General features: G+C 40.0%; 14 protein-coding genes. 3 read left to right on the top strand and 11 right to left on the bottom strand.

The window, feature by feature from the left end:
• Window positions 1-81: 81 nt before the first annotated feature.
• The 11 genes from glgA to purE all read right to left on the bottom strand — a co-directional run bounded on the left by glgA (window position 82) and on the right by purE (window position 7,929).
• Complete coding sequence (glgA, locus tag IAR63_RS15800; protein WP_187705930.1) at window positions 82-1,485, bottom strand: glycogen synthase GlgA; 1,404 nt, start codon at window positions 1,483-1,485, stop codon at window positions 82-84.
• 148 nt (window positions 1,486-1,633) lie between these two features.
• Window positions 1,634-2,602, bottom strand: a complete 969-nt coding sequence (gene hemC / locus IAR63_RS15795) for a hydroxymethylbilane synthase (RefSeq protein ID WP_187705929.1) — start codon at window positions 2,600-2,602, stop codon at window positions 1,634-1,636.
• 62 nt (window positions 2,603-2,664) lie between these two features.
• Complete coding sequence (locus IAR63_RS15790) at window positions 2,665-2,874, bottom strand: hypothetical protein (protein WP_235678294.1); 210 nt, start codon at window positions 2,872-2,874, stop codon at window positions 2,665-2,667.
• 990 nt (window positions 2,875-3,864) lie between these two features.
• Window positions 3,865-3,999, bottom strand: a complete 135-nt coding sequence (locus IAR63_RS18675; protein ID WP_268905675.1) for a hypothetical protein — start codon at window positions 3,997-3,999, stop codon at window positions 3,865-3,867.
• A gap of 1,218 nt (window positions 4,000-5,217) precedes the next feature.
• Window positions 5,218-5,376, bottom strand: coding sequence for a hypothetical protein (locus tag IAR63_RS15785; RefSeq protein ID WP_187705928.1), 159 nt, complete (start codon window positions 5,374-5,376; stop codon window positions 5,218-5,220).
• A gap of 40 nt (window positions 5,377-5,416) precedes the next feature.
• Entirely contained in the window at window positions 5,417-5,653 is a 237-nt protein-coding gene (locus IAR63_RS15780) for a hypothetical protein (protein ID WP_187705927.1), read from the bottom strand.
• A 38-nt stretch (window positions 5,654-5,691) separates the two neighbouring features.
• Window positions 5,692-5,838, bottom strand: a complete 147-nt coding sequence (locus tag IAR63_RS15775) for a hypothetical protein (protein ID WP_187705926.1) — start codon at window positions 5,836-5,838, stop codon at window positions 5,692-5,694.
• 54 nt (window positions 5,839-5,892) lie between these two features.
• Entirely contained in the window at window positions 5,893-6,045 is a 153-nt protein-coding gene (locus tag IAR63_RS15770) for a hypothetical protein (protein ID WP_187705925.1), read from the bottom strand.
• A gap of 400 nt (window positions 6,046-6,445) precedes the next feature.
• The gene (locus IAR63_RS15765; protein WP_187705924.1) at window positions 6,446-6,634 is read right to left on the bottom strand and encodes a hypothetical protein; all 189 of its coding nucleotides are present in this window, start codon (window positions 6,632-6,634) and stop codon (window positions 6,446-6,448) included.
• 37 nt (window positions 6,635-6,671) lie between these two features.
• Window positions 6,672-6,800: a hypothetical protein gene (locus IAR63_RS18670; RefSeq protein WP_268905674.1), complete on the bottom strand. Its 129-nt coding sequence runs from the start codon at window positions 6,798-6,800 to the stop codon at window positions 6,672-6,674.
• Between the two features lie 622 nt (window positions 6,801-7,422).
• Window positions 7,423-7,929, bottom strand: a complete 507-nt coding sequence (gene purE, locus IAR63_RS15760) for a 5-(carboxyamino)imidazole ribonucleotide mutase (RefSeq protein WP_187705923.1) — start codon at window positions 7,927-7,929, stop codon at window positions 7,423-7,425.
• Window positions 7,930-8,038: 109 nt separating this feature from the next.
• On the opposite strand from purE, the gene nagA reads away from it, so the two are divergent.
• The 3 genes from nagA to IAR63_RS15745 are packed head-to-tail and all read left to right on the top strand — an operon-like array spanning window position 8,039 to window position 12,044.
• Complete coding sequence (gene nagA, locus IAR63_RS15755; protein WP_187705922.1) at window positions 8,039-9,217, top strand: N-acetylglucosamine-6-phosphate deacetylase; 1,179 nt, start codon at window positions 8,039-8,041, stop codon at window positions 9,215-9,217.
• Window positions 9,214-10,767, top strand: coding sequence for an FAD-binding oxidoreductase (locus tag IAR63_RS15750; protein ID WP_187705921.1), 1,554 nt, complete (start codon window positions 9,214-9,216; stop codon window positions 10,765-10,767). Before nagA ends, IAR63_RS15750 begins: the two co-directional genes overlap by 4 nt.
• 53 nt (window positions 10,768-10,820) lie before the next feature.
• Window positions 10,821-12,044 carry a bifunctional sterol desaturase/short chain dehydrogenase gene (locus tag IAR63_RS15745; RefSeq protein WP_187705920.1) on the top strand — a complete coding sequence of 408 codons (1,224 nt, stop codon included), beginning with the start codon at window positions 10,821-10,823 and terminating at the stop codon, window positions 12,042-12,044.
• The last annotated feature ends 515 nt before the right edge of the window (window positions 12,045-12,559 follow it).

The raw sequence follows: 12,559 nt of genomic DNA, 5'->3' as shown, positions 1-12,559 counted from the left end.
TTCGGCATATTTGGCTGAAACGGAAGCACTTCCGTGCCAAAGTCGGAGCTGGGAAAAATTAACAATCTCTATTCAATTTGCCTAAGCTGCTCTCAGTTCCAATTCCAGTGGTGGTAAACCATAAATAGAACGATATAGGTCTTCATACTTTTTGGCGGATTCATACCAACTAAAGTTTTGACTCATACCACGTTTTTGTAGTTCTTGCCATTGGGGTTTGTAACGAAAACCTTCCCAGGCACGAATCATACAAGTAAACAGATCTAAGGGTTCATAGCGGTCAAAACAATACCCCGTACCTGTTTGATTTACAGGATCATGATGGGTTACGGTGTCAACCAGTCCTCCTGTGCGCCGCACAATGGGAACTGAACCATAGCGCAAAGCCATCATTTGACTAATACCACAAGGCTCAAAACGACTGGGCATGAGAAAAGTATCAGTTCCTGCATAAATACGACGAGAAAGAGCTTCATTGTAAAGCAAGTAGGTTGCTATACGTCCAGGATACCGGGATGCTAACTGCCACATTTGAGTTTCGTAATAGCGATCGCCTGTTCCTAAGAGTATAAATTGAGCATCCGTGTAAGCTAGGAACCGGTCAAGCATTTGGATGATTAAATCTAAACCCTTTTGCTCCACCAGTCTACTGACCATACCCATTAAAAAGGCATTGGAGTTGACCTCCAAACCCATTTCCTCTTGCAGGGCAATTTTATTAGCCTTGCGTTTGTCTAAGGTATTGGCATTAAAGGTTTGAGTTATATATTTATCACTGGCTGGATTATACAGTTCCGTGTCTATACCATTGATAATCCCTGATAATTTACCACTGATAAAAGATAACAAACCCTCTATTTGTTCACCATAGGCAGCGGTTTTGATTTGCTCTGCATAAGTTGGCGAAACCGTATTAACTCTATCAGCATACTGAACTGCTGCGGCCATGGTATTATGTCCTTCCATATACCAAGGACACCAAGTAATTTTCTCTAAATACCACCGCCATGGACCCTGGTAAGCTAGGTTATGAATGGTGAAAACCGTGGTGATATCAGGATCTTGGTGCATCCACACAGGAATCATGCCTGTGTGCCAATCATGACAGTGAATTATTTCCGGTTTCCAGTAATTCCAGGCAAACTCCGCAGCTCCATTAGCAAATAGGGTGAACCTCCAGTCTTCATCTTCCCCTGAGTAAATACGCCGAGGCAAAAAAGATGGATGTCCAAATAGATATAAGGGAACATCTGTTCCTGGCAGAAGAGTTTCATAAACAGAAAAGTCTTGAAACATGGCAAAGCCCTTCCATACAGGATCTTTGGGAATTTCCATCTTGTCGGGTAAAAAGCCGTAGTAAGGTAGGAAGATCCTTACATCATGTCCCATTTGTCTAAGGAATTTTGGTAATGCACCTACAACATCTCCCATACCTCCCGCTTTAGCAATGGGGGCAGCCTCTGCTGCTACAAATAGAATTCGCATAATTATTTGGTGATTGGTGATTGTTTAATCATGGAGGGTTAATAAGAGAAAAGTAAGCATTTTTTCTCATCTTAACAGGAACGATAGATAGGGAATGGCTATTTATAGCTCTGTTTCTATTCTCCTATGAAAGGTTCTCAACCAGTCTTTAAGACCCACGTTGAATTTGAGTGAATATTTCCTCCAGAATTTCCGTTGCTCCCTGTTCCCTGAGAATATTTGCTAACTGGGTACCTAATTTTTCCGCATCAGTAGCAGCACCGGTAATTGTATTTTTTACTAGGTTTTCACCATTCACACTGGCAACAATTCCCGTTAGGGTGAGGGTTTCTCCGTCGATTTCTGTGTTTACACCAATGGGAACTTGACAACCTCCTTCTAAAGAGCGCAAGAAAGAACGTTCAGCTAAACAGCGATCGCGTGTTTGTGGATGTTCAATTGCTTTCAGAATGGTAATTAGTTCCAGGTCATTTTCTCGACATTCTATGCCCAAAGCGCCTTGACCAACCGCATGAAGGGAAATATCCGGGGGTAAAATTTCATGAATACGATGGTGCATATTGAGTCTTTCTAGACCAGCAACAGCTAGAATTAGAGCATCATATTCACCTGCATCAAGTTTGGTCATACGAGTGTTGAGATTACCTCGTACATCCTTAAAGGTAAAATGGGGGAATTTATGGCGCAACTGTGCCAGTCTTCTCAGGGAGGAAGTACCAATTACCGATCCTGGAGGTAGGGTGGCCAGGGTTTGTCCCAGGTGGTTTTGGTGGAATACCACTGCATCAGCTGGGTTTTCTCGTTCTGTGATTGCTGCTAAGGTCAAACCTTCTGGCAAGTTGGTGGGCAAATCCTTGAGAGAGTGAACAGCAAAATCGATTTCCTGATTAATCATTCCCAGTTCCAGTTCTTTGGTAAATAAACCCTTATCACCAATTTTGGCCAATGCTACATCCAGGATCTTATCCCCCTGGGTGGACATGGTATGAACTTGAAAATCAATATCTGGATAGCTTTTCTGTAGTTGCTCTTGCACCCAATAGGTTTGCACTAGAGCAAGTTCACTTTTGCGAGAACCAATACGAATGGTGCGTGAAGGGCTAGAAACTGAGGTCATAAAAATAATTTGTCAAACCAGGTGATAAATTCACATCTATCTAGACTACCGCTCTATAGGATCTACCCAAAGCCACTCAGACCTTTACAGTTCTGGACTTTAGAACCTACTTCCTGTTTCATCGTAGTCTCAAGATGATTCTTGAGAGGTTTGTCTACTCCACAAGCTATCTCGGTAGAGCTTACCGTTTGATCCGAACGAATCAGAATCTGAATTCCTTCAAACCATCGTTCTAGATTTTTTGCCGCGATCTCTGTTTTCGGTGTGTCCACATTCAGGACAAACGTAAACTCGTTAAAAATGCTTTGATACTCAAGTCCTCAATTTTGATAACGCTGTGGTTTTTAGCGAGATCATAAGTGAGTTACCCAATAGCATTATTTCACCTCATCAACTGCTATACCCTCAATCAACTTTTTCTTTTTGTGACTTCCAGCGCCATAAAGACGAATGGAAAACACTTGAATCAAGCGTATTATAGTACAATTTCTTGTTCAAAACTGATTTCTTCATTGAACTTAACAATAGAGTTTTTGGAAAATAAGGTATAATAGTCAAATCGACAACCCCCTTCATAAGGGCGATCGCATTTTTTAACCTCCCCTCAAATATTTCACCAACCCTATATATATATTAGTCTCCAAAAATTTTTCATTGGGGAGTTGACTGCTTGACTTGATAATGATATATTTTCATCATGGTAGTCTGTGTGCCCATATAAGGTCTTTTTTCAACCACCAATATTTGATATTCGGATAGACAACCCCCTTCATAAGGGCGATCGCATTTTCTAACCTCCCCTCAAATATTTCACCAACGTCTCATATTACCTATGGATAGACAACCCCCCTCATAAGGGCGATCGCATTTTCTAAACCCCCCCAAATATTTCACCAACGTCTCATATTACCTATGGATAGACAACCTCGTTCATAAAGGCGATCGCATTTTTTAATCCCCCCTCCGAATATTCCACCAACCCTGTATTACGCGCCAGAAAATTTTTCATTGGGGGGTTGACTACTTGACTTGACAATGATATATTTTCATCATGGGAATCTGTGTGCCCATATAAAGTCTTTTTTTAACCACCAATATTTGATATTCGGATAGACAATCCCCTTCATAAAGGCGATCGCATTTTCTAAACCCCACCTCCGAATATTCCACCAACCCTATGTATTACGCACAAAAAATTTTCCATTGGGGGGTTGACTACTTGACTTGACAATGATATATTTTCATCATGGGAATCTGTGTGCTCATATAAAGTCTTTTTTCAACCACCAATATTTGATATTCGGATCGACAACCCCCTTCATAAAGGCGATCGCATTTTTTAATCCCCCCTCCGAATATTCCATCAACCCTGTATTACGCGCCAGAAAATTTTTCATTGGGGAGTTGACTACTTGACTTGACAATGATATATTCTCATCATGAGAGTCTGTGTGCCCATATAAGGTCTTTTTTCAACCACCAATATTTGATATTCGGATCGACAACCCCATTCATAAAGGCGATCGCATTTTTTCACCTCCCCTCAAATATTCCACGAACCCTATGTATTACGCGCCAGAAAATTTTCCATTGGGGGGTTGACTACTTGACTTGACAATGATATATTTTCATAATGGGAATCTGTGTGCCCATATAAGGTCTTTTTTTAACCACCAATATTTGATATTCGGATAGACAACCTCATTCATAAAGGCGATCGCATTTTTTCACCTCCCCTCAAATATTCCACGAACCCTATGTATTACGCGCCAGAAAATTTTCCATTGGGGGGTTGACTACTTGACTTGACAATGATATATTTTCATAATGGGAATCTGTGTGCCCATATAAGGTCTTTTTTTAACCACCAATATTTGATATTCGGATCGACAACCTCATTCATAAAGGCGATCGCATTTTTTCACCTCCCCTCAAATATTCCACCAACCCTATGTATTACGCACAAAAAATTTTTCATTGTGGGGGTTGACTGCTTGACTTGACAATGATATATTTTCATAATGGAAATCTGTGTGCCCATATAAGGTCTTTTTTCAACCACCAATATTTGATATTCGGATAGACAACCCCCTTCATAAAGGCGATCGCATTTTTTAATCCCCCCTCCGAATATTCCATCAACCCTATATATATATTAGTCTCCAAAAATTTTCCATTGGGGAGTTGACTACTTGACTTGACAATGATATATTTTCATCATGGAAATCTGTGTGCTCATATAAGGTCTTTTTTTAACCACCAATATTTGATATTCGGATAGACAATCCCCTTCATAAAGGCGATCGCATTTTCTAAACCCCACCTCCGAATATTCCACCAACCCTATATATGTATTACGCACAAAAAATTTTCCATTGGGGAGTTGACTACTTGACTTGACAATGATATATTTTCATCATGGAAATCTGTGTGCTCATATAAGGTCTTTTTTTAACCACCAATATTTGATATTCGGATAGACAATCCCCTTCATAAAGGCGATCGCATTTTCTAAACCCCACCTCCGAATATTCCACCAACCCTATATATGTATTACGCACAAAAAATTTTCCATTGGGGGGTTGACTACTTGACTTGACAATGATATATTTTCATCATGGAAATCTGTGTGCCCATATAAGGTCTTTTTTCAACCACCAATATTTGATATTCGGATAGACAATCCCCTTCATAAGGGCGATCGCATTTTTTAATCCCCCCTCCGAATATTCCACCAACCCTATATATGTATTACGCGCCAGAAAATTTTTCATTGGGGGGTTGACTACTTGACTTGACAATGATATATTTTCATCATGGAAATCTGTGTGCCCATATAAGGTCTTTTTTCAACCACCAATATTTGATATTCGGATAGACAACCCCCTTCATAAAGGCGATCGCATTTTTTAATCCCCCCTCTGAATATTCCATCAACATCTCATATTCCTGGATCGACAACCAGTTCATAAGAGCGATCGCATTTTTTAGTCCCCCCTCCGAATATTCCACCAACCCTATATATATATTAGTCTCCAAAAAATTTTCCATTGGGGGGGTTGACTACTTGACTTGACAATGATATATTTTCATAATGAGAATCTGTGTGCCCATATAAGGTCTTTTTTCAACCACCAATATTTGATATTCGGATAGACAATCCCCTTCATAAAGGCGATCGCATTTTTTAATCCCCCCTCCGAATATTCCACCAACCCTGTATATGTATTACGCACAAAAAATTTTCCATTGGGGGGTTGACTACTTGACTTGACAATGATATATTTTCATCATGGGAATCTGTGTGCCCATATAAGGTCTTTTTTTAACCACCAATATTTGATATTCGGATAGACAACCTCATTCATAAAGGCGATCGCATTTTTTAGTCCCCCCTCCGAATATTCCACCAACCCTGTATTACGCGCCAGAAAATTTTCCATTGGGGGGTTGACTACTTGACTTGACAATGATATATTTTCATCATGGGAATCTGTGTGCCCATATAAGGTCTTTTTTTAACCACCAATATTTGATATTCGGATAGACAACCTCATTCATAAAGGCGATCGCATTTTCTAAACCCCACCTCCGAATATTCCACCAACCCTGTATTACGCGCCAGAAAATTTTCCATTGGGGGGTTGACTACTTGACTTGACAATGATATATTTTCATCATGGGAATCTGTGTGCCCATATAAGGTCTTTTTTTAACCACCAATATTTGATATTCGGATAGACAACCTCATTCATAAAGGCGATCGCATTTTCTAAACCCCACCTCCGAATATTCCACCAACCCTATGTATTACGCACAAAAAATTTTCCATTGGGGGGTTGACTACTTGACTTGACAATGATATATTTTCATCATGGAAATCTGTGTGTCCATATTCCATATAAGGTCTTTTTTCAACCACCAATATTTGATATTCGGATAGACAATCCCCTTCATAAAGGCGATCGCATTTTCTAAACCCCCCTCCGAATATTCCACCAACCCTGTATTACGCGCCAGAAAATTTTTCATTGGGGGGTTGACTACTTGACTTGACAATGATATATTTTCATAATGAGAATCTGTGTGCCCATATAAGGTCTTTTTTCAACCACCAATATTTGATATTCGGATAGACAACCCCCTTCATAAAGGCGATCGCATTTTTTAGTCCCCCCTCCGAATATTCCATCAACATCTCATATTCCTTCCTGGATAGACAACCTCATTCATAAGAGCGATCGCATTTTTTCACCTCCCCTCAAATATTCCACCAACCCTGTATTACGCGCCAGAAAATTTTTCATTGGGGGGTTGACTACTTGACTTGACAATGATATATTTTCATCATGGGAATCTGTGTGCCCATATAAGGTCTTTTTTCAACCACCAATATTTGATATTCGGATCGACAACCCCCTTCATAAAGGCGATCGCATTTTTTCACCTCCCCTCAAATATTCCACCAACCCTATGTATTACGCACAAAAAATTTTTCATTGTGGGGGTTGACTGCTTGACTTGACAATGATATATTTTCATAATGAGAATCTTTGTGCCCATATAAGGTCTTTTTTCAACCACCAATATTTGATATTCGGATAGACAACCCCGTTCATAAAGGCGATCGCATTTTTTCACCTCCCCTCAAACATTCCATCAACATCTCATATTCCCTATGGATAGACAACCCCCCTCAAATATTCCACCAACCCTAATATGTATTACGCGCCAGAAATTTTCCATTGGGGGGTTGACTACTTGACTTGACAATGATGTATTTTCATCAAGGGAATCCCTCGCTTTTAGCGATGGGAGCGTCAAAAATACTGTTGATAACCTAACTGTGTTAATCTATTTTGTTTCTCCATAACCATATCCGATAAAGACTGACGATAAGCTTGAACCTTAACTAACAACTCTGGTTTATAAGTAGCGAGAATCTGCACTGCCAAAAGACCAGCATTCTTGGCACCACCTATAGCTACCGTGGCTACAGGTATGCCCGCTGGCATTTGCACTATAGAGTATAAAGAATCTACTCCCTGTAAATTACGCGTAGGTACAGGAACCCCAATTACTGGTAGTGGAGTTAAAGATGCTACCATGCCTGGCAAATGTGCCGCACCACCAGCTCCGGCAATAATTACCTTTAATCCCCTGATATGAGCTGTTTCAGCATATTCCACCATACGCCGAGGAGTGCGATGGGCAGAAACAATAGCTACCTCGTAGATAACGGAAAATTCCTCACAAATGGCGATCGCCTCTTTCATGGTAGGGAGATCAGAATCACTACCCATGATAATGCCAACTTCAAGACTCATAATAACTAAAAATTAATGACTGAAAATTTAGGTTAGAAACTGGGACTTAGGGGAGTAATTGTCAAGATTTCCATCTAAAATGAGATAGTAGATTTATCTGGACAGGGTGATGACCACAACAACAGCAGAGCGGATAATTTGCAACACCGATATTATCAATGCAAAAGTACCCGGTTATCAAGGTTTACAGATGATCTGGGTGAACGAGCGGGGGAACATCGAAGAAATCTTACCCATGACCCAGCTGTGTCAAAGACAAACCAGGGAGAACTTGCGGGTTCTGGATTTAGCAGGTGATTGGGTCTCATTGGGTGGTGTGGATCTGCAAATCAATGGGGGTTTGGGTTTAGCATTCCCCGACTTGACAGATAGAAACATCCACAGACTGGAAGAAATATCAAATTTTTTGTGGGAACAGGGGGTGGATGCTTATTTACCCACTTTAGTGACAACCTCCATAGAAAATATACATCGTTCCCTAGACCTCATAGCCAATTATGAGCAAAAATCCGGGGCAAAAATTCTGGGAGTCCATTTAGAAGGTCCCTTTTTAAACTATGGTAAACGGGGGGCCCATCCAGCAGAATATTTACTCCCCCTGACCATGAGTGAGGTTAATCGGGTATTAGGGAATTATGCTTCCCTGGTGAAGGTCATCACCCTAGCTCCTGAATTAGACTCCACTGGGGAAGTCATACCCTATCTGAGATCTTTAGGAATAACCGTGAGTTTAGGACATTCCCTAGCTACAGCAGCACAAGCAGAAGAAGCTTTTAGATCAGGTGCTACTATGGTGACCCATGCGTTTAATGCCATGCCACCTCTACACCACCGAGAACCAGGTCTATTGGGTGCTGCTATAAATCATCCCCATGTGATGAGTAGCTTTATCGCCGATGGACAACACATTGTGCCGCCCATGTTAGAAATTTTATTACGTGCTAGCAAAGGACTATTTCTAGTCAGTGATGCTTTAGCACCACTAGGACTACCAGATGGAGAATATCCCTGGGATAGTCGAAAAATTACAGTAAAAAATGGTACAGCTAGATTAGCGGATGGAACCTTATCGGGAACCACATTTTCCTTACTAAAAGGAGTACAAAAGCTAGTGCAGTGGCAAATTTGCGACATTGAAACTGGAATCTTTTTAGCTACGGATGGGCCCAGAAAGGCAATTAATCTACCCACCATTGGTGCGGGTGTACAGGCCAATTTACTCCGTTGGTTTGAGGATCAAAATACAGGAGAATTGACTTGGAAAAGAATAGAACTTGCTAGGACATGACTATAACAGAAAAAATTCTCTCCCAACTGCCAGGAAACATATTAGAGAACCTACGGCGCAGCGATAAAACTTTAACATCCCTAAAAACCGATAACCAAACCTTTACGGAAGTAGTTAAACAGGAATCAACCCCGTTAGAATCTATAGACTGGGATGTAATAATTTGTGGTGGGACATTAGGAATTTTAATTGGTAGTGCCCTAGCAGTACGGGGAGTGCGAGTAGCACTGCTAGAAAAAGGGGTTTTACAGGGAAGAGAACAAGAATGGAATATTTCTCGTCAGGAATTGTCAGTATTAATAAAATTAGACCTATTGACACAGGAGGAATTAGCAACAACCATTGTCACTACCTATAACCCAGCACGGGTAGGTTTTGCTGGTAGTGGGGAAATTTGGGTGGAGGATGTACTCAATATTGGGGTAGATCCGGTTTATCTACTCAAAACTCTCAAGAACCGGTTTCTAGTTGCAGGAGGAACATTACTAGAGAATACCCCATTTAACAACGCGGTGGTCCATTCAAATGGCATAATGGTCAATAACCAATTTTCAGGTAGATTACTACTAGATGCTATGGGACACCTTTCACCTATTAGTAAACAAGCACGTGGGGGTAAAAAACCAGATGCAATATGTTTAGTAGTGGGAAGTTGTGCAGAGGGATTTACCAGCAATGACTCAGGGGATTTATTGCTATCCTTTACTACCCTACAAAATCAATGTCAATACTTTTGGGAAGCTTTCCCCGCACGGGATGGTAGAACCACTTATTTATTTACCTATATTGACCCAGCATCCCAGCGGTTAAGCCTAGAAGAATTAATTGGTGAATATTTTCGCTTATTACCAGAATACCAAAAGGTAGAAATTGATAAATTAACTTTTAAAAGGGTGTTGTTTGGTTTTTTTCCTAGTTACCGTGAAAGTCCCTTGCAAACCCCTTGGAATTACATTTTACCCGTGGGAGATAGCAGTGGTAATCAGTCACCCCTGAGTTTTGGTGGATTTGGTGCCATGATTCGTCATTTAGAGCGATTAACCGTGGGGATTGAGGAAGCATTACAAACTAATGAATTATGGGCTTCCTCCTTAAAATTATTACAGCCCTACCAACCTAGTTTAAGTGTGACCTGGTTGTTTCAAAAAGCCATGAGTGTAAGAACAAATCAGCAAATCCCACCGGATCAAATTAATCAACTGCTGTCCGTAGTATTTAGGGAAATGGCAAAATTAGGTACTCCGGTTTTAAAACCTTTTTTACAAGATATAGTGCAATTTTCAGCCTTGAGTCAAACCTTGTGGAAAACGGGTATAAACCATCCCTTGTTAATAGCTAAGATTATTCCCCAAGTTGGTCTTTTCAGTTTGATAGATTGGATAGGTCACTATATAAACCTGCTGATTTTTAGCCTTTTATTTTCTTTCAGCTCCATACCAGCACTAGGCAAAATAATTAATAACTTACCGAACAGTCAACAATACTATATTCATCGATGGATAGATGGTTGGAAATTTGGTTCCGGTAGAGATTACCACCCAAATCCATAGAATCTGTGGATAATGTAAAAATAGTAAAAATAAATGTACAGTGCTAAAGGAAAATGATTTTAATTCAAAGCATAGAGATTGATTGGATATTAGTAAACACCGGTTTACAGTTTATCACCTGGGGGTTTTTCTCCCTATTACTGGCTGAAATTCTCCGGGATGTTTATCATGCTTTGTGTCATCAAGTCACCTGGTTGTCAAAATGGCATAATAAGCACCACGCAGCATATCGTCGAGACCTGACTATTGCTTCTCAAAAAGCCTACATAGAGTCCCAATTATATCATGACATTGTGGAATCTATAATACTGGTGGTTTTATTAACCTTCGTCGCTCTCTTGACAAAACAGTGGGGTTTGTGGTTAGGTGTGGCCTACTCCATTACCTTTTTATACGGTGCATCTTTGCGCTACTTTCAAGGCACAATAGACACAGATTATAATCATTTACCCGGACCATTAGCAACAATTCCTTCCGTTTGGTTTGTGAATAGAACCTATCATTGGCGACACCATTTTGACGATGTCAACGCCTATTATAGTGGAGTATTTTCCCTGGTAGATAAAGTGTTGGGAACGGGACTTTCTCTTAAAGGTAAAACCATTGCTATCACCGGAGCTTCCGGAAGTTTAGGAAAAGCACTAACCACTCAATTAATTAAACAAAATGCCAAAGTTGTAGCCTTAACAACTAACCCAGAAAATATCCCAAACCACTCTGGAATCAAAGTCATCCCCTGGCAATTGGGCAACGAAATAGAACTAAAAGCCAACTTAGAAAAAGTTGATATTTTAATTATCAACCATGGCATTAATGTTTATGGCGATCGCACTTCCGGAGCTATGAATAATTCCTATGAAATTAACACATTTTCTGCACTGCGGTTAATAGATATATTTTCCGAGACTGTTACTGGACCCCATGCTAAAGCAACCAAGGAAATTTGGGTGAACACTTCGGAAGCTGAAGTTTCACCTGCATTAAGTCCTCTTTATGAACTGAGTAAAAGAGCATTAGGAGATTTAGTTACCCTAAAACGCCTAAATGGAGTCTGTGTAATTAGGAAACTAATATTAGGTCCATTTAAAAGTCAACTTAATCCCTATGGAGTCATGTCATCAACCCAGGTAGCAAAGGGAATTGTGTTTTTAGCTCAACGGGACTTTAGAAACATTATTGTTACTGTCAACCCCCTAACCTACCTGCTCTTCCCCATCAAAGAGTTTACCAGATGGTTATATTATAGAATTTTCACCAATAAAAAACAACAAAGCTAAATTTAAAGTGTAGGTTCAACTAAGTAGGGAGGCACAATTATTTGTAGGATTGGTTGAGGAACGAAACCTCCCTGCAATTGCAAATCACTCTCAATCACGATACTGCTTAACCTATATTTATTGTGACTTGTAAATCAAAGTCAAAAAGCGCTTTTGATGAGGAGATCTGCCGCGCACCGATTTTTTTCAATGAGGGGGGTTGACTATTGACTCTTGGCAATGATACTCTGATAATGGAAATCTGTGCAGTTTTTTTAAAAATGTCGCCACTCCATTATTCTTAACTATTACAATACCACATTTCTACGCCCCTCAACCATAAAAAAACTTATCACAACCGCTCATAAGTATAATTTTTTCTTATTATTTCTCATTTATATATAAGTCTAGGAGTTGCTGTAATTATCGAGCGATCGCCCTACGAAAATCTATGTTTGTATATATAAAAGGTTTTGCTTCAAAATTGATTTCTTCATTGAACTCAACAATAATATACACTACATTTTAGTATATGG

The organism is Cylindrospermopsis curvispora GIHE-G1, from assembly GCF_014489415.1.
Lineage (GTDB): Bacteria > Cyanobacteriota > Cyanobacteriia > Cyanobacteriales > Nostocaceae > Raphidiopsis > Raphidiopsis curvispora_A.
This window is presented reverse-complemented; position numbering and strand designations above follow the sequence as displayed.

Bases quoted from the DNA above. Each gene is read 5' to 3' on its own strand.
- glgA (WP_187705930.1), bottom strand. From the start codon at position 1,485: ATGCGAATTCTATTTGTAGCAGCAGAGGCTGCCCCCATTGCTAAAGCG.
- hemC (WP_187705929.1), bottom strand. From the start codon at position 2,602: ATGACCTCAGTTTCTAGCCCTTCACGCACCATTCGTATTGGTTCTCGC.
- IAR63_RS18675 (WP_268905675.1), bottom strand. From the start codon at position 3,999: ATGAAAAATTTTCTGGCGCGTAATACAGGGTTGATGGAATATTCGGAG.
- IAR63_RS15785 (WP_187705928.1), bottom strand. From the start codon at position 5,376: ATGAAAAATTTTCTGGCGCGTAATACATATATAGGGTTGGTGGAATAT.
- IAR63_RS15780 (WP_187705927.1), bottom strand. From the start codon at position 5,653: ATGGAAAATTTTTTGGAGACTAATATATATATAGGGTTGGTGGAATAT.
- IAR63_RS15770 (WP_187705925.1), bottom strand. From the start codon at position 6,045: ATGGAAAATTTTCTGGCGCGTAATACAGGGTTGGTGGAATATTCGGAG.
- IAR63_RS15765 (WP_187705924.1), bottom strand. From the start codon at position 6,634: ATGAAAAATTTTCTGGCGCGTAATACAGGGTTGGTGGAATATTCGGAG.
- IAR63_RS18670 (WP_268905674.1), bottom strand. From the start codon at position 6,800: ATGTTGATGGAATATTCGGAGGGGGGACTAAAAAATGCGATCGCCTTT.
- purE (WP_187705923.1), bottom strand. From the start codon at position 7,929: ATGAGTCTTGAAGTTGGCATTATCATGGGTAGTGATTCTGATCTCCCT.
- nagA (WP_187705922.1), top strand. From the start codon at position 8,039: ATGACCACAACAACAGCAGAGCGGATAATTTGCAACACCGATATTATC.
- IAR63_RS15750 (WP_187705921.1), top strand. From the start codon at position 9,214: ATGACTATAACAGAAAAAATTCTCTCCCAACTGCCAGGAAACATATTA.
- IAR63_RS15745 (WP_187705920.1), top strand. From the start codon at position 10,821: ATGATTTTAATTCAAAGCATAGAGATTGATTGGATATTAGTAAACACC.